Source organism: Nocardiopsis sp. FR4 (assembly GCF_009830945.1).
GTDB lineage: Bacteria > Actinomycetota > Actinomycetes > Streptosporangiales > Streptosporangiaceae > Nocardiopsis.
The window spans coordinates 43,847-60,481 of record NZ_VWVV01000023.1 but is presented as its reverse complement, the minus strand read 5'-3'; the positions used below and the strand labels follow the sequence as shown (position 1 = coordinate 60,481).

The following is a 16,635-nucleotide window of genomic DNA, read 5'->3' as shown; positions in this document are numbered from 1 at the left end:
GCAATCCGTGCTACTCAACCGAATGTCGCTGCGCAGTACGGCGGCGGTCGGTGCGGCGACCCTCGCGGCGGGTGCGACCTTCGCCGTCTCCGCCTTCGCGGACGAAGGCGTCGACCCGGAGGCCGCGGCCAGCGCCGCCCTGCCGGACACCGAGGAAACCGCGGCCGACACCGAGACCGGGGAGGACCAGTTCTTCTCCGAGCAGTTGAGCCAGGAAGAGCTCCAGAGCCTGCGCGCGCAGGCCGCTGAGGAGCGTGAAGCCGCCCGCGCCAACGGGACCGTGACGGCCCAGGCTGACGGGAGCGACATCAAGGAGGAGGAAGAGGAAGAGGAAGAGGAGGGGGTCGAGGAGGAAACCCCCGTCTTCTCCGGGGACCCCAAGGGCATCGCCTTGCAGATGGTGCTGGCCGAGGGGTGGGGCGCCGACCAGTTCCACGGTTGCCTCGAGCCCCTGTGGGAGAAGGAGAGCAACTGGAACCACACCGCGCAGAACCCCAGTTCGGGCGCCTACGGGATTCCGCAGGCCCTGCCCGGCAGCAAGATGGCCTCGCACGGTTCTGACTGGCAGAGCAACCCGGCCACGCAGATCGCCTGGGGCATCGACTACATCAAGGGCCGCTACGGCACCCCGTGTGACGCCTGGTCCCACTCCCAGTCGGTCGGCTGGTACTAGCACCGGCCACCGGCCCGGTACGAGCGGGCACCCCGGCCCGCCCCGGAGGCGAGGAACCGCGAACCCGCTCCGGCGCCCGGCCCGTTGTCCGGGCATCCCCCGTCCCCCGCCCGCGCACCGCACGGCCCCCGCACTCCACCGACCTGTCGGAGTGCGGGGGCTCTTCCCGTTCCGGACCCCGTGCGGCCGCTGTCCCAGCGCTCCTCCGGGTCGGGGTGCCGCTCAGAGGCCGCGGGCGGTGACGTCGCCCGTTCGGGTGGTCAACACCAGCGCGCCGGCGGTGGCCTCGGTGACGCGGATGTCGCCCCGCGCGGTGGTGATCTCGGCGGGGCCGGTGAGGCGGCCGACCTCGACGTCGCCGTCCACGGCGGTGAGGCGGAGGCCGGCGGCCTCGTCGATCTTGGTCCGGCGGTAGGCACCGTCGAAGACGACGTCGCCGAGGCGCCCGACGCCGCGCAGTTCGCAGCCGGCGGCCGTGCCCCGGACGCTCGAACCGGACGGGAGCTGGACGGTGACCTCCACCGCTCCGGAGGGGCCCAGGTGCTGGTTCCCGGCCTCGGGGGCCTGGATCCGCAGCACACCGTCGGCGTAGGCGACGGCGGTCTGCTCGGCAGCCTTGGCGTCGCGCCCCCTGGCGGGGTCGGCGGGCCGGATCTCCACGGCTGTGTCGGTGCGGTCGGCGGCGATGAGCTGGACGCGTCCGGCGGGGACGTCCAGGGCCGCCGAGATCGGAGTGGGGGTGTCGAACCTCTGCATCGCGCTCTCCTTCGCCCTTTTGTTTCTTATAAAGGAAACGCTATGTTGCCTTCTAAGTTGTGGCAACATACTTGTTGCATTGGATTCTTGTTTATGCAGGTTATAGCCTTCTAATCATTGCAATGGTTGTGAAGTCAACGCAATGAAGGCAGTCGGTTCGTTGCAATGGTCAAGGGTGAACGCTATAGCGGGGCATCGGGGCGCGCGAGAAGGGGCCGTTCCCGGAGAGGAACGGCCCCCGTCCGGATCCGTTGGGAACCGGGCTCAGATGTGCGGGGTGAACGTCTCCATGACCTCCTCGGGCAGGTCGTCGTAGTAGTCGGCGTCCTCGCGCGGAACGTTCACGCTGAGCAGGTAGAACACCCGTGTGCCCTCGTGGTCCAGGCTGACCGCGTACGACCAGAAGCGCCGCTCCGGGGTGCTCCAGGTGTCGTTGGTGAAGTCCGCCTCCATCAGCGCGACGTCCCAGCCCTCACCGAACTCGCCCTCGTCGAACTCCTCCAGGTCCAGCTCGGTGAAGCCGGTCGTGACGTCGTCGGGCTGGTCGGTGCCGCCCTTGGTCTCCCGCAGGTACTCCGCGCTCGTCCCGGTGAACTCCTCCTCCGTCCACCCCGTCACCCACACCTGGTGGTCGCTCCCGGGCGCGATGAAGACCGCCAGCGTGCTGTCGATCTGGCTGTCGTCCACCCGCCACCCCGCCGGGTGGTCCAGGGTGAACCACTGCGACCGGAAGGTCTCCATGTCGTCGTAGGAGGGCGGCTCCCCGTCGTCCCGGTCCTCCTCGTCCCCGTGTCCGGCCTGGCCGCCGTAGCCGTTCCCGGCGTTGGCCTCCTCACCGACAGCGGAGGGGGAGGGCTCCACCGGGGGAGCGCTGCTCTCGGGGGGTACGCCCAGCGTCGCGGTCTCGTCCGTGCCCCGCCCGTCCTCGCGCAGGGCGGCCCCGATCGAGGCCACGGCGATCAGCAGCGCCACCACCGCTCCGGCGCCCACGCCCAGGAGCACCTTCGACGCGCCCGAGCCCGACGGGCGGCCGCCGTGGCCGCCCGAGTGGAGCGGAGCCGTGGAGGAACCGGGCCCGCCCGGCCCGCCGGGAAAGCCCCGGCCGCCCCCGCCGCCGGGCCCCGGGTAGGGGAGGGTCCGGTGCTGGTGGGGCGGGGTCGGGTGCTGCCCCCGGCCGGGCGGGAAGGGGGTCACCGGACCGGTCGGCCCGACCGGCCCGGTGGGGCCGCTGTGTCCCGGGGGAACGGGGGAGGGTCCCTGCGGCGGCGGGGGCGGCGTGCCGGGGTGGACGCTGGCCGGACCGGTGCCGTATCCCGGGTACCCGCCGGAGGCGGCACCCCCGTGGGCGCCGCCGCGCTCGCGCAGCAGCGCCAGCGCCCGGTCGGCGCTCAGCCGCCGGTCCGGATCGCGCTCCAGGAGTCCGCTGATCACGGGCTCCAGCCACCCGGCGCGCGTCATCGGCGGCAGCGGCGCGGAGATCACCGCCGCGATCGCCGCCGTGAGGCTGTCCCGGCGGAACGGGGAGAGGCCCTCCACCGCCGCGAACAGGGTCACCCCGATACTCCACAGGTCGCCCCGGTGGTCGGCGGGATCCCCCTGCAACCGCTCCGGCGGCATGTACTCGGGGGAGCCGATCAGGGCGCCCGTGCGGGTGATGCTGGGCCCGCCCTCCATCGTGGCGATGCCGAAGTCGGTGAGGACCACCCGGCCGTCCAGCGACAGCATGATGTTCCCCGGCTTGATGTCCCGGTGCAGGACCCCGGCCGCCTCCGCCGCCTGGACCGCTCTGAGCAGGGACTCCGCGATCCCGGCGACCGTCTCCACCGGCAGGGCGCCCTGTGCGTTGAGCCGCTCCTGGAGGGATCCGCCCTCGATCAGTTCCATGACCACCCACGGGTCGCCCTCGTACTCGAAGACGTCGTGGACGGTGACCACGGTGGGGTGGCTGATCCGCGCGGCCGACCGCGCCTCGCGCCTGACCCGGTCATGGGCGTCCCGGCGCTCGGCGTCGGTGAAGTGGTCGGGGAGAAGCACCTGCTTGATCGCCACGACCCGGTCCAGGGACGGGTCGAAGGCCTCCCAGACCACCCCCATGCCACCGCGCCCGAGTTCGCGCCGCAGGAGGTAGCGGTCCGCGACGATGCGCTCGTGGTCGCTGTTACTCGACATGTACTGCCCTCTCGGAGGCGGGCTTTCGGGGTGCTCTGTTCAAGAATGTCGGACGCCTCCGGGGCGCGGAAGGTTCCTGGAGGCCACAACAGGCGGGCACCCCGCGCGTGGCGGGGTGCCCGTGGTCCCTCCCGGCGTGCGGTCGGCCGCCGGCGCCGGGGCGTCGCGCCCGGCGGCTACTGGGAGTTGGTCATCTTCAGGACGTCGAGGGCCTCGTCCAGCTGCGCCTCGGTGAGCTTGCCGTCCGCGACGTAACCGCGCTCGATGACCACCTCGCGGATGGTCTTCTTCTCCTTCAGCGACTGCTTGGCGACCTTGGCGGCCTCCTCGTAGCCGATGTAGCGGTTGAGCGGCGTGACGATCGAGGGGGAGGACTCGGCGTAGACGCGGCACTGCTCGGTGTTGGCCTCGATCCCGGCCACGCAGCGGTCGGCGAACACCCGGGAGACGTTGGCGAGCAGGCGGATCGACTCCAGCACGTTGCGGGCGATCATCGGCAGCTGCACGTTCAGCTCGAAGTTGCCGCTCGCGCCGCCGAAGGCCACCGCGGCGTCGTTGCCGACGACCTGCGAGGAGACCTGGAGCATGGCCTCGCACAGGACCGGGTTGACCTTGCCCGGCATGATCGAGGAGCCCGGCTGCAGGTCGGGCAGCATGATCTCGCCCAGGCCCGTGGTCGGGCCGGAGCCCATCCAGCGGATGTCGTTGGCGATCTTGGCGAAGCCGACCGCGATCGTCCGCAGCTGGCCGGAGAGCTCGACCAGGCCGTCGCGGGCGCCCTGCGCCTCGAAGTGGTCGCGGGCCTCGGTCAGGGGCAGGCCGGTGTTGGCGGCGACCTCGGCGATGACCTTGGCGGAGAAGCCCTCGGGGGTGTTGATCCCGGTGCCCACCGCGGTGCCGCCCAGCGGCAGCTCGGCCACGCGGGGCAGGACGGCCTCCAGGCGCTCCACGCCGTAGCGCACCTGCGCGGCGTACCCGGCGAACTCCTGGCCCAGGGTGACGGGGGTGGCGTCCATCAGGTGGGTGCGGCCGCTCTTGACCACCGAGGCGAACTCGTCGGCCTTGCGGGTCAGCTCCCGCTCCAGGTGCCGCAGCGCCGGGACGAGGTCGTTCTGCACGGCCGAGGTGGCGGCGATGTGGATGGAGGAGGGGAACACGTCGTTGGAGGACTGCGACGCGTTGACGTGGTCGTTGGGGTGCACCGGGGCGCCCAGGCGCTCGGTGGCCAGCGAGGCCACGACCTCGTTGGTGTTCATGTTGCTGGAGGTGCCCGAACCGGTCTGGAAGACGTCGACCGGGAACTGGTCGTTCCACTTGCCCTCGGCCACCTCCAGGGCGGCCTCGCGGATGGCCTTGCCGAGGTCGTCGCCGATCACGCCGAGTTCGGCGTTGACCTTGGCTGCGGCGGCCTTGATCTGGCCGAGGGCGGCGATGTGGGCGCCTTCGAGGCCCTGGCCGGAGATCGGGAAGTTCTCGACGGCACGCTGGGTCTGGGCCCGCCACTTGGCCTCGGCCGGGACCCTGACCTCGCCCATCGAGTCGTGCTCGATACGGAACTCGCTCATTGCAACCCATCTCTCCTGGGAAAACCTGTGAGCCCCAGACTGCCAGACGCACCGGAGCACACCACCACCTTCCCCGGGGTTGACGGTGTTGCGCGCGTCATGTTGACACCGCCGCCCCCTCCCGCGCGGTCCTCGCAGGTGGCGGCCGGGTGCGCCGGTCCCCCCGGAACGATGTTCCCGGATGTTCCCCGCCGCCCCGGGTGCCGCGGACGGTTCCCGCGGTCGGCCGGCCGGACCGCCGCTTCCCGGTTCCTCGGGTCCCGGGCGCCGCCCCGGTCCCTCAGGCACCGATGCCGCGCCTGCGCTCCCGGCGCCGCCAGCCCAGGAAGCGGCGGCGCCGGGGCGCGCGCACGCGCACCACACCGAGGAGGGAGAACCCGTCGATCTCCAGAACCGGAGGGTGGGACAGGTTCGAGCGCTGGGCGGTGGTGGTGCGCCTGCCCAGGAACGACCACCCGGTCAGCCGCACCTCGACGCCCTCGGGAACGTCGATCTCCACGCGGCCCAGGACCGCGCTCACCCGCATCCGGTGGTGGTTGTGCAGGAGGAGCGCCTCGCGCATGTCCACGTCGACCCGTCCGAGGAGGGCCACCGCCAGCTCGTCGGGGTAGGCCACCCAGCGGCCCCGGCGCACGACCGTGCCGAACACGCCGAAGAGCGGCTTCGGGGCCAGCTGGAGGGGCTGCTGTTCGGCGGGCATCAGGTCGGCGGTGACCGGCGGCAGCTCACCCAGGGTGCGGGCCCGGAAGACGAGCGACGAGCGCTCCTCGAACTCCTCCAGATCCAGGCGGCCGTCCGCGGCCGCCTCGCGCAGCGCCTTCAGGACCCGTTCGCGGTCGGCGTCGGAGGCGCGGAGCCGTTCGGGGGGTACGTGCTCACTCACGTCTTCACCATAGGAGGTCGCGCGGGCGGGCGTCCCCGAGGCGGCCCCTCCGCGCACGTCAGCGCCTGCGGTCGAGGGAGCGCGCGGCGCGGGCGCCGTAGTGCTGCAGGTGCCAGTCGCCGGGCACGCCGGCCTCCGGCCCCTCGGCGGGCGCGCTGTACTGGCACATCGGAGGCATCCACACCCGGTTGGGAACGGTCACCGAGCGCAGGGTGAGGGGGTGGACAGGTGGCTGGACACGGTCATTCGGTCTTCCCCGCCTACGGGGTGTCCCGCCCGGGCCGGGCGGGAGCCGGAATCCGTCCCCGGGAGCCCGGCCGGAACCGGAGCCCGGAGACGGCCGCGCCGCGCACGGGGGCGGCCGCTTCCGGGGGACGGCACACCGCGAGTTAGCCCCGAAGGCATTGAACGACCAATAGGAAGCACGATGCCCGGCATTGGCCTACTGATGGGTCGGAGTCCGGGTTCCGCACGCCCCGCTCCCCGGGAGCCCCTGTGAGCTGGGGCCCGGCCGCGGGCCTCTCGGCGGCGGCGGAGGAGCGCGGTGGGCAGCCCGGGCGGAAAACCAATGGAGAATCGTCCGACCCGCTGCCTACCGTGTGTGTATGACCACACCTGACCCCGGTCCGCGCCTGCCCGGAAGCGCGTCCATGGCACCGCGTGACACGTCGGAAGTCCCCGCCCTGCTGCTGCGGGGGGTCGTCAAACGCTTCGGCGCACTCACCGCCGTCGACGGACTCGATCTGGAGGTGCCCCAGGGGGTCGTCCTCGGACTCCTCGGACCCAACGGCGCGGGCAAGTCCACCACGATGAAGATGCTCACCGCCCAGGCCCTGGCGGACGAGGGCGAGATCCGCATCCTCGGCCACGGGATCCCGGCCGAGTCCAAGTGGGCCCGCGCCCGCATGGGCGTCGTCCCCCAGCACGACAACCTCGACGAGGAGCTCACCGTCGAGCAGAACCTGCGGATGTTCTCCTACCTCTACCGGGTCCCGCGCCGCCATCGCCGGGAGGCCATCGCCCGCGCCATGCGGCTGGCCCAGCTCTCCGACCGGGGGGAGACCATGGTGGACGACCTGTCCGGCGGGATGCGCCGCCGCCTGCTCATCGTCCGCGCCCTGCTGCACCGGCCCGAGCTCGTCCTCATGGACGAACCCACCGTCGGCCTGGACCCGCAGGTGCGCCAGGACCTGTGGAGCGTCATCGCGGCGCTGCGCGAGGAGGGCGTCACCGTCCTGATGTCCACGCACTACATCGAGGAGGCCGAGCGCCTCTCCGACGAGGTGGCGCTCATGGCCCGGGGCAGGGTGGTCGAGCGCGGCACCCCCGCCGACCTGGTCGCCAAGTACGCGGGCGCCACCGTGGAGGAGTACCTGCCGGGGGAGGAGGGCGTCGACGGGCTGGAACGCCTTCTCCACGACCACGGCTTCAGCACCCGCCGCACCGGCACCACCGTGTCCGTCCTGCGGGCCGAGGAGCTGCCGGACTCCCTGCGCGACCGGCTGGACGTCCCGCTGCGCCGCGCCAGCAACCTGGAGGACGTGTTCGTGACCCTGACCGGGGAGAGTGTGGAATGACCCTTCAACAGAGGCAGGCCCGGGAGGACGCCCGACCGGAGGTCCACGCGCGCCCCGGCCGGTTCGAGGCCGACGCGGTCATGGGCGTCGTCGCCCGCGAGTGGATCCTCTACGGCCAATCCTGGCGGTCGACCACCTTCGCCGCCGTGGTCGAACCGACCCTCTACCTGCTGTGCTTCGGCTTCGGCATGGGCGCCCTCGTCGGTACCCTCGCCGGGTACGACTACATCGACTTCCTGGGCACCGGCATCGTGGCGGTGTCGGTGATGTTCCAGTCGATGATGCCCGCCGTCATCAACACCTTCATCAAACGCCGCTTCCTGCACACCTACGAGGGCATCCTCGCCGCACCCGTGGACGTGCGCGAACTCGTCACCGGCGAGGCGCTGTGGCTGGCGGCGCGCTCGGGGGTGTACGGGTGCGTGCCCCTGCTGGTGGCGATCGGGTTCGGGCTGCGCCCCGGTCCCGGGATGCTGCTGGTGCCGCTCATCGCCTTCGTCGCGGGGTTCGCCTTCGCCCTCTTCGGCATCTGGATCTCGGCGGTGATCACGTCGGTGCGCTCCATGGACTACGTGTTCAGCGGCCTGTTCACCCCGCTGTTCCTGGTGGCGGGCACGTTCTTCCCGCTCACCGAACTGCCCGGCTGGGTGCAGTACGCGGCCACGGCCAACCCGCTCTACCACGCGGTCGAGCTGATCCGCGGGGTGGTCTTCGGCGACCTCGGCGCCGGTGCCGCGCTGGGCCACGTCGGGGTGCTGCTGGCGTTCATCGTGCTGATGTGGTTCCTGGCCTCCTTCCAGGTGCGCCGCCGCGTCGTCAGCTGAGCTCCGCCCGGTCCCGGACCGCCCGTGGACGCGGAACGGGGTGGGAGGCGCGCGCCTCCCACCCCGTTCTCCGTCGGGCCGCCGCTACTCGCCGCCGCTGGGCGCCCAGCGGAGCTCGACACTGCCGCGCTGGCCGCCGTCGGCCACGTTGAGCGCCATACCCAGCGCCCCCCACTGGTCGGGGTCGCGTACCTCGGTGCCGGTCAGCACCTGGCGCAGGTCGAAGAACCCGGCCACCACCGCGTCGTCCATCTCCTGCATGGTCTGCTGGAAGACCGGGTCCTCGCCCAGGCGCCCGGTGGAACCGCTGCCCCGGGCCACGACCACCGTGTCACCGTCGGTGCTCACACCGGGGGGAGTGGAGTAGGGGCCGCCGGCCACGTAGTCGACGAAGTCGCTCAGCGCCTGCTCGTCGCCGCCCACCGCGCGGTACTCGAAGGACATCTCCTCGCCCCCGCCGTAGGCGGAGCCGAAGAAGCCCTCCAGGTCGACGCTGGTGACGCCGAAGGCCGTCGAGGAACCCAGGAGCCTCGAGAAGCCCTCCGGCATGGGCACGCCCATCCCGTTGAACTCGCGCTCGAACTCCTGCTGCTCGCCGGTGCTGCTGAAGAACGGGATCTCGTCGCTCTCGTAGGCGTCGGTCAGCGCCGACCCCAGGCCGCTGGAGCCGAAGGCCATGACCGTGTTCTCGGGCAGCGACTCCATGGCCGCCACGCTCGCTCCCGGCGCCTCGGACAGCCACGCCAGGTCGGACTGCTCCACCGTGAAGTCGAAGACGTCCATGCGCGCCTCCAGGTAGTCGCCGTCCACGCGCAGCGACGCGGTGGCCCGGCCGCTCAGCTCGGAGGTCTCGGCGGCCAGGTCGGTCTCGAACTCCCGGGCGAACTCCTCGACCTCCATGAGCCGGGCGAGATCCGCCCACCCCGCGGCCAGGCTGCCCCCGGGCAGGTCGGCCATGTCGGCGGAGAAGGCCTCCGCCCGGTCCAGGGTGCCGTGCTCGTCCACCTGCGCCCGCAGGTCCTCCAGCGCAGCCTCCGAGTCGCTCATGAGCGCGAAGTCCCGGACCACCTCGAAGGCGATGTCGTCGCGCTGGGAGCCGAGTTCCGCCAGGCCCTCCTCGGCCAGGCGCTCGTTCTCCACCGAGAGTGCGACCGCAGCGGCCACGCCCGCGCCCCCGTACGCCTCGACCTCACCGCTGGCGGGCCAGACCGCCACGCCCACGCGCTGGCCGATCCACTCCTCCACCTCGGCCTGCCGCGCCTCGGGGAAGGTCTCCACGAATCCCTCGGCGAACAGCTCCGTCATGTCGCCGTCGGGCTCGTCCATCTCCTCGGTGACCTCGTCCGGGAGCCGGTCCACGAACCGGAGCAGCTCCAGGGCCTGGGAACCGTTGATCGACAGGTCGAGCTTGGCGAAGGCGATCGCGTTGCCCGGGAGCACTTCCTCGGGCTGGGGGCCGCCGAAGCTGACCAGGGAGACGGTGGCCCACACGGTCGTGGCCATCACGGCGACCGCCACACCGGCGGCGGCGGGGATCAGCCACCGCCTGCCCCGGCCGCCACCGCCCGGGTACGGCCCTCCGGGGTACTGGCCTCCCGCCTGGGGCCCGCCGGGCGGCGGACCCGCGGGGCCGCCGGGAGCGCCGCCCGGGAAGGAGCCCTGCCCCGCGGAGTGCGGGCCGGAGCCCTGCGGAGGAGGAAAGCCCTGGCCCGGCTGCCCGGGCTGCGGGGGCTGCCCCGGCTGCGGGGGCTGCCACTGGGGCTGCTGTGGGGGGTCGGGGTAGGACATCGGACCTCCGGCGGGGATCTTCTTCGCGCGCGGGCGCACGGCCAACGACGGGTCTGATGCCTGGCCGACCCGGGGAGGTTCGCGTCCCGCGCCCATGGCGCGCGGCCGGTCGGGAGGGCGCGGGGGCGCGCCGGGCACCCCGGACCGGCCGCGGCGGGGCACCCGCTTCGTGGGACGCGGCTACACCGAGGAGGGTTCCTCACCGCGGTAGGGGGCGGAGGTCAGGTCCACACCGCTGTAGGCGGACAGCTTGCTCAGGCGGTGCTCGCTCAGCACCTGGCGGACGGTTCCGCTGCGGCCGCGCATGACCAGGGAGTCGGTGATGACCCGGGAGGACTCGTAACGGACCCCGCCGACCAGTTCGCCGTCGGTGATCCCGGTCGCGGCGAAGAACACGTCGTCGGAGCCGACCAGGTCACCGGTGTACAGCACCCGGTCCAGGTCGTGCCCGGCGTCCAGGGCCTTGCGCCGCTCCTCCTCGTCCTTGGGCCACAGGCGGCCCTGGATGACGCCGCCCAGGCACTTCATCGCGCACGCGGTGATGATGCCCTCGGGGGTGCCGCCGATGCCCAGCAGCAGGTCCACGCCGGTCCCGGCCCGCGCCGCCATGATGGCGCCCGCCACGTCGCCGTCGCTGATGAACTTGATGCGCGCGCCCGCGTCCCGCACGTCCTGCACGATCTGCTTGTGCCGGGGCCGGTCCAGGATGACCACCGTCACGTCCTGCGGGGACTTGCCCTTGGCGCGGGCCACCGCGCGGATGTTGTCGGCCACCGGGGCGGCGATGTCGACCACGTCGGCGGCCTCGGGGCCCGTGGCGAGCTTCTCCATGTAGAACACCGCGGAGGGGTCGAACATCGTGTTCCGCGGGCTCATGGCGATCACCGCGATGGCGTTGGGCATACCCATGGCGGTCAGGGTGGTGCCGTCGATCGGGTCGACCGCCACGTCCCACTCCTGGCCGCCGCCGTCGCCCACCTGCTCGCCGTTGTAGAGCATGGGCGCGTTGTCCTTCTCGCCCTCGCCGATCACCACGGTGCCGTTCATCGACACGGTGCTGATCATGTGCCGCATACCGCGCACGGCCGCGCCGTCCGCGCCGATCTTGTCGCCCTTGCCCACCCAGCGGGCGGCGGCCAGCGCGGCGGTCTCGGTGACGCGGACCAGTTCCAGCGCGAGGTTGCGGTCGGGCACCGTGGACTGCGGGCTGCTGGGCTGCGACATGGACGTGACACCTTCCGTCAGGGAACAGGGCGGGGTTGCAGGTCTTAGGGTAGTCACCCGACGTGATGCCGCACGGGCCCCGGTGCCCCGGAGCCGCGTGCTCCCCGGAGGGGGCCCGGTCCCGCCACGGCGTGGCGGCGAAGGTCTACTCTGGCGGGACCGGCCGGACTGGAGTGAGGCGTGACAGTGGACAAGACGGACAAGACCGCCAAGCCCGCGCGGATCTCCCCGCGCGGCGCGGCCACCCGCAGCGCTCTGCTCACGGCCGCCTCCCAGGTGTTCCGCACGGTGGGCTTCGCCAAGGCCGGGGTGAGTGAGGTCGTGGCCCTGGCCGGGGCCAGCGTCGGCAGCCTGTACCACCACTTCACCGGCAAGGCCGACCTCTACCTCGCCCTGTACGAGGAGTTCCAGCAGCGCCAGCAGGACCGCACGCACCACGCGGTCGTGCGGGCGCGCGCTGAGGGGGAGACCGACCCCACGCGGCTGATGAACATCGCCGCCCGCGCCTACCTCCTCGGCTGCATCGAGGAGAGGGAGACCACACGGCTCTTCTTCAGCGGCGACGGCCCGCCCGGCTTCGACTACCAGCTGCGCTCCCGGCTCACGCGTTGGACCGACCGCAACGTGGCGCTGTACCGCAAGGCGGACGAGCCCGTGGACGAGGCGCTGCTCATCGTGGTCAGCGGCGCCATGCTCCTGGCCGTGGCCGAGGTGGTGCGCCGCGACGACGCCGAGGCGCACGCGCTCGCCGACGACATCACCAGGCTGCTCACCCAGCTCGAACCCAAGCGCTGAACGGCGGCGCCGCGGCGGGGCCGGGCCTAACCCCACCCCGGGTCCGGCGGATCCCGGACCTGCGGCAAGCTGGACGGTGACATGAGTGAGTACAGCCGGTCCCGCGCGACCTTCAAGAACTACGCCATCTCCCTCGGGCTCATCGTGGGCATCGTCCTGGTGCTGGCGTGGGTGGTCTCCAGCCGCTCGGGCGAGAACATCCCCTCGGTGGACTACACCACCGACGCCTCGGTCGTGCGGGACGCGGCGGACTACCCCGTCACGCTGCCCTCCACCGAGCTGCGCGAGCGGGGGTGGACGCCCACCAGCTCCTCGCCCCAGGTGGACGGACCGGTCGAGTGGAGCGTGGGATTCGCCACCCCGCGGGACAGCCACGCCATGTTCACCCAGAGCGACGCGGACCCGGACACCGTCGTCGCGGAGCGGAGCGGGGGCGGCGAGCGGGTCGGCACGGTCGCCGTCGGCGGGCGCGAGTGGGAGCACTACGAGTCCGCGGAGCGCAGCGCCCTGGTCCTGCGCGAGGAGGGGGTCACCCTGGTGGTGGCCGGACCCGCCGACCTGGACGAACTGGCTCAGCTGGCGGAGTCCCTGGAGACCGGCCCCGACGGCGGGACCGGCCCGGCCGAGGAGACCGACGGGACCGGCGAGGGCGGACAGGACCGGTCCGGCGGCGGTCAGTAGCCATCCGGAACCGGTCACGGCGGCGGGGCCGCTCCCCTCGCCTTGACGCGGGCGTCAACGTCCACCGTCGTCGCATGCGCACCGGTGAACTCGCCAGACGGGCCGGGGGCACGACCCGCGTCCTGCGGTTCTACGAGACACAGGGGCTGCTGAGGGCACGCCGCGCCCCGAACGGCTACCGGGAGTACGACGAGGAGAACCACCTCCTGGCCGAGGAGATCCTGCGGCTGCGGGCCGTCGGGTTCAGCCTGGCGGGGAGACCCGGCCGTTCGTGGACTGCCCGAGCTCGGGCCACGCGACCGGGGACTCCTGCCCGGACTCGATCGCGGTCTACCAGCGCAAGATCGCCGAGGTGGACGCCGCGCTGAGCGGCTGACCGGTTCTCCCGGCGCGGTTCGGGCGCGGTGGTGTCCCGCTACTCCGCGCGCAGGTCGCGGCGCAGCTCCTTGGGCAGGGAGAAGGTCAGCGTCTCGTCGGCGGTCGTCACGGGCGTGACCGTGCCGTAGCCGTGCCCGGCCAGCTTGTCCAGCAGTTCGCGCACCAGGATGTCCGGCACGGAGGCGCCGCTGGTCACCCCGACGGTGGTCACGCCCTCCAGCCAGGAGTCGTCCATCAGCGAGGCGTTGTCGATCAGGTGGGCGGCGTCGGCGCCGGCGTCCAGCGCCACCTCGACCAGGCGCACCGAGTTCGACGAGTTGTCGGAGCCGACCACGATGACGAGCTCGCACTCGGGGGCCATCGCCTTGACCGCGTCCTGGCGGTTGGAGGTGGCGTAGCAGATGTCGTCGCTGGGCGGGTCGAGGAGGTTGGGAAACCTCTCGCGCAGAGCGTCCACCGTCTGGGTCGTCTCGTCCACCGACAGGGTGGTCTGCGACAGCCACGACACGTTGTCGGGGTCGCGCACCTGGACCTTGTGGACCTCGTCCGGGCTCTCCACGATCTGGATGTGCTCGGGGGCCTCACCGCTGGTGCCCTCGACCTCCTCGTGGCCGATGTGGCCGATGAGGATGATGTCCCGGTCCTCGGCCGCGAAGCGCTTGGCCTCCTTGTGGACCTTGGTGACCAGCGGGCAGGTGGCGTCGATGGTCTTGAGGCTGCGCCGCTGGGCCTCCTCGTGGACGGCCGGTGAGACGCCGTGCGCGGAGAAGACCACGATGGCGCCCTCGGGGACCTCCTCGGTCTCCTCGACGAAGACCGCGCCGCGCTCCTCCAGCGTGCGCACCACGTGGGTGTTGTGCACGATCTGCTTGCGCACGTAGATCGGGGCGCCGTACTGCTCCAGAGCCTTCTCGACGGTGATGACAGCTCGGTCGACACCGGCGCAGTAGCCTCGGGGATTGGCGAGGAGCACACGCCGTTGGTTCGTGGCAGTCGTCATCGCAGTCATGCGTTACATCCTAGGTGGCTTGAGGGGTCTACGGCCCGGGTCCGGGGAAAAGGCATGGTGGAGCCCGTAGCCGCCGCCGAACCGGGGTCATGGTGACACTACCGCGACGGCGGGTGTCCGGTTGGGCTGCGACGTGGCGAAATCGTTCACTTATCGCCTGCTCATGGTGTTCCTCCCTCCTCTATCCTGGTTCACCATCGCATCTGTTCACAGGCGGTTCGCCCTCAACTCGGCCCTGCTGGTTTGCTGGTCGCGCGCCGCTCACCCCCACCCGCCGAGAGCATCAGGAGCCCCCGTCCTATGTCGAACCCGACGCTCGCCACGAAGCTGGTCACCCTGGTCAAGGGCATCTTCGGGCGCAAGGACCAGGCCGCCCCCGCGGCCGAGAACACGGCCGAGGCCAAGGCCGACGCCACCACGGCCCCCGCGGTCGAGGAGACCCGGGACGAGGCCGCGACCACCGGGACCCCCGCCGGGGAGTCCGCCGAGCCGGTGAAGGCCGGGGAAGAGCCCGCTGAGGCGAACAAGCCCGCCGAGCCCGCCGGGGCCGTTTCGGACAAGCCCGCCAAGGCCGAGGGACCCGCCGAAGAGGCCAAGACGGAGGGGCCCGCCGAGCCCGCCAAGGCCGAGGACGCGGACGGCGGCCTGGAGCCCCGCACCGAGCCCGCCACCCCGGCCACCGCCGACGTCACCGAGGCGGTCGAGGTGATCGCCGAGGAGCTGGAGGCCGCCGAGGCGCACACCACGGTCGCCAGCGACGAGGTCCTGGAGCGGGTCCGCAAGGGCGCCGCCCCCTCCGCCGAGGACCTCGCCGTGCCCACCTACGACGAGCTCACCCTGCCCTCGGTCCGCGCCCGCCTGCGCAAGCTCACCATCGACCAGGTCCGCGACCTGCGCGCCTACGAGGTCGCCCACCAGGGCCGCCCCGAGTTCATCAAGATGTACGACAACCGCATCGCCAAGCTGGAGGCCGAGGTCTAGCGGTCCCGCCGGGGCCGTCGGCGGGGCCGGCCGCCCCGCCCTCGGTGCCTGGCGGGCCTGCCCCGAACTGTCGGCGCCCTCACCTAGGCTTCGGGTCATGGGCATGGAGAGTTCCCCCGAGGCGCCGCAGCCGGTACGCGTCGTCCTCAACGCGGTGGGCCAGTGGATCGGCCGCCTGGGCCGGATCTGGGTCGAGGGCCAGATCGCCGAGCTCAACCGGCGCGGCCGCATGGCCTACATCACGCTGCGCGACCCCGTGGCCAACGTCTCGGTCCGCGTGGTCTGCCAGACCTCCGTCCTGGACGCGCAGAGCCCGCCGCCAGAACCCGGCGCCCGCGTGGTCGTGCACGCCAAACCCGACTTCTACGAGGTTCGCGGCACCTTCTCGCTGCGCGCCCTGGAGATCCGCCACGTGGGCCTGGGCGAGCTCCTGGCCCGCCTCGAACAGCTGCGCCGCACGCTGGCCGCGGAGGGCCTCTTCGACGCCGAGCGCAAGCGCCCCCTGCCCTTCCTGCCCAACACCGTCGGCCTGGTCTGCGGGCGCGACTCCGCCGCGGAACGCGACGTGCTGGAGAACGGCCGCCGCCGCTGGCCCGCCGTGCGCTTCGAGGTGCGCCCGGTCGCGGTCCAGGGCGACCGGGCCGTGCGCGAGGTGCTGGAGGCGCTCAAGGACCTCGACTCGCATCCCGAGGTCGACGTCATCGTCATCGCCAGGGGCGGCGGCTCCCTGGAGGACCTGCTGCCCTTCTCCGACGAGGCCCTCGTGCGCGCCGTCGCCGCCGCGGGCACGCCGGTGGTCAGCGCGATCGGGCACGAGCAGGACACGCCGCTGCTGGACTACGTCGCCGACGTGCGCGCCTCCACGCCCACCGACGCCGCCAAGAAGACCGTCCCCGACGTCGGCGAGCAGCTGGAGATCATCCGCCAGCTCCGCGACAGGGGCAGACGCGTGCTCAAGGGGGGACTGGACCGCGAACGGGCCTGGCTGGAGGGCATCCGCTCCCGTCCGGTGCTGGCCAGCCCGGTCCGCGAGGTCGAGCGGCTCGCCGAACAGGTCCTCGACCTGCGCGACCGGGCCCGCCGGAGCCTGACCGTGTCGCTGGACCGCGCCGCCGACGGCCTCGGCCACACCCGGGCCCGCCTGCACGCCCTGTCCCCGGCCACCACGCTGGCCCGCGGATACGCCATCGTGCAGCGCCGGGACGGCTCGGTGGTCCGGTCGGCCGTGGAGCCCGACGTGGGCGAGTCCCTGCGCGTGCGCTTCGCCGAGGACAGCCTGACCGCCACAGTGGAGACGGTCCACACCGAAGACACCGCCGAGGGGGAGTAACG

The 16,635-nt window shown here is 72.4% G+C and carries 15 protein-coding genes and 1 pseudogene; 8 read left to right on the top strand and 8 right to left on the bottom strand.

The genetic code is table 11. The features are described from left to right. Window positions 1–7: 7 nt before the first annotated feature. A complete protein-coding gene (locus tag FYW95_RS19445) occupies window positions 8–673 on the top strand; it encodes an aggregation-promoting factor C-terminal-like domain-containing protein (RefSeq protein ID WP_160050630.1) in 666 nt (221 codons plus the stop codon). Window positions 674–895: 222 nt separating this feature from the next. Here the strand turns inward: FYW95_RS19445 and FYW95_RS19440 are convergent, their stop codons facing one another. The 5 genes from FYW95_RS19440 to FYW95_RS19420 form a co-directional block, all read right to left on the bottom strand. Next, window positions 896–1,429 (bottom strand): DUF4097 family beta strand repeat-containing protein, encoded by a 534-nt coding sequence (locus FYW95_RS19440; RefSeq protein WP_201294942.1) that lies wholly within the window; start codon window positions 1,427–1,429, stop codon window positions 896–898. A gap of 264 nt (window positions 1,430–1,693) precedes the next feature. Continuing rightward, window positions 1,694–3,598 (bottom strand): serine/threonine-protein kinase, encoded by a 1,905-nt coding sequence (locus tag FYW95_RS19435; protein WP_159941809.1) that lies wholly within the window; start codon window positions 3,596–3,598, stop codon window positions 1,694–1,696. Between the two features lie 176 nt (window positions 3,599–3,774). Beyond that, window positions 3,775–5,163 (bottom strand): class II fumarate hydratase, encoded by a 1,389-nt coding sequence (locus FYW95_RS19430; RefSeq protein WP_159941810.1) that lies wholly within the window; start codon window positions 5,161–5,163, stop codon window positions 3,775–3,777. A gap of 280 nt (window positions 5,164–5,443) precedes the next feature. Further along, complete coding sequence (locus tag FYW95_RS19425; RefSeq protein ID WP_160050629.1) at window positions 5,444–6,046, bottom strand: DUF1707 SHOCT-like domain-containing protein; 603 nt, start codon at window positions 6,044–6,046, stop codon at window positions 5,444–5,446. Window positions 6,047–6,104: 58 nt separating this feature from the next. Further along, a complete protein-coding gene (locus FYW95_RS19420; RefSeq protein ID WP_159941812.1) occupies window positions 6,105–6,248 on the bottom strand; it encodes a hypothetical protein in 144 nt (47 codons plus the stop codon). 448 nt (window positions 6,249–6,696) lie between these two features. On the opposite strand from FYW95_RS19420, the gene FYW95_RS19415 reads away from it, so the two are divergent. Both FYW95_RS19415 and FYW95_RS19410 read left to right on the top strand, forming a co-directional pair. Then, complete coding sequence (locus FYW95_RS19415; protein WP_159941937.1) at window positions 6,697–7,623, top strand: ABC transporter ATP-binding protein; 927 nt, start codon at window positions 6,697–6,699, stop codon at window positions 7,621–7,623. Further along, the gene (locus tag FYW95_RS19410) at window positions 7,620–8,447 is read left to right on the top strand and encodes an ABC transporter permease (RefSeq protein ID WP_159941813.1); all 828 of its coding nucleotides are present in this window, start codon (window positions 7,620–7,622) and stop codon (window positions 8,445–8,447) included. Before FYW95_RS19415 ends, FYW95_RS19410 begins: the two co-directional genes overlap by 4 nt. A gap of 84 nt (window positions 8,448–8,531) precedes the next feature. On the opposite strand, the gene FYW95_RS19405 is transcribed toward FYW95_RS19410, so the two are convergent. Further along, window positions 8,532–10,235 carry a hypothetical protein gene (locus tag FYW95_RS19405; RefSeq protein ID WP_160050628.1) on the bottom strand — a complete coding sequence of 568 codons (1,704 nt, stop codon included), beginning with the start codon at window positions 10,233–10,235 and terminating at the stop codon, window positions 8,532–8,534. A 180-nt stretch (window positions 10,236–10,415) separates the two neighbouring features. After that, window positions 10,416–11,459, bottom strand: a complete 1,044-nt coding sequence (glpX, locus tag FYW95_RS19400; protein ID WP_159941815.1) for a class II fructose-bisphosphatase — start codon at window positions 11,457–11,459, stop codon at window positions 10,416–10,418. A gap of 186 nt (window positions 11,460–11,645) precedes the next feature. Here glpX and FYW95_RS19395 point away from each other — a divergent pair, with 186 nt between their 5' ends. The 3 genes and pseudogenes from FYW95_RS19395 to FYW95_RS28970 all read left to right on the top strand — a co-directional run. Then, the gene (locus FYW95_RS19395) at window positions 11,646–12,254 is read left to right on the top strand and encodes a TetR/AcrR family transcriptional regulator (RefSeq protein ID WP_159941938.1); all 609 of its coding nucleotides are present in this window, start codon (window positions 11,646–11,648) and stop codon (window positions 12,252–12,254) included. A gap of 81 nt (window positions 12,255–12,335) precedes the next feature. Continuing rightward, complete coding sequence (locus FYW95_RS19390; protein WP_159941816.1) at window positions 12,336–12,935, top strand: DUF4245 domain-containing protein; 600 nt, start codon at window positions 12,336–12,338, stop codon at window positions 12,933–12,935. A gap of 74 nt (window positions 12,936–13,009) precedes the next feature. After that, a pseudogene (locus FYW95_RS28970) lies at window positions 13,010–13,132 on the top strand (MerR family DNA-binding transcriptional regulator); the annotation flags it as partial. A 218-nt stretch (window positions 13,133–13,350) separates the two neighbouring features. Here the strand turns inward: FYW95_RS28970 and FYW95_RS19380 are convergent. After that, window positions 13,351–14,286 carry a 4-hydroxy-3-methylbut-2-enyl diphosphate reductase gene (locus FYW95_RS19380; protein ID WP_236567709.1) on the bottom strand — a complete coding sequence of 312 codons (936 nt, stop codon included), beginning with the start codon at window positions 14,284–14,286 and terminating at the stop codon, window positions 13,351–13,353. Between the two features lie 336 nt (window positions 14,287–14,622). Here FYW95_RS19380 and FYW95_RS19375 point away from each other — a divergent pair, with 336 nt between their 5' ends. After that, window positions 14,623–15,303, top strand: a complete 681-nt coding sequence (locus FYW95_RS19375; RefSeq protein ID WP_159941818.1) for a DUF8129 domain-containing protein — start codon at window positions 14,623–14,625, stop codon at window positions 15,301–15,303. Window positions 15,304–15,400: 97 nt separating this feature from the next. After that, window positions 15,401–16,633 carry an exodeoxyribonuclease VII large subunit gene (gene xseA / locus FYW95_RS19370; protein ID WP_201294939.1) on the top strand — a complete coding sequence of 411 codons (1,233 nt, stop codon included), beginning with the start codon at window positions 15,401–15,403 and terminating at the stop codon, window positions 16,631–16,633. The last annotated feature ends 2 nt before the right edge of the window (window positions 16,634–16,635 follow it).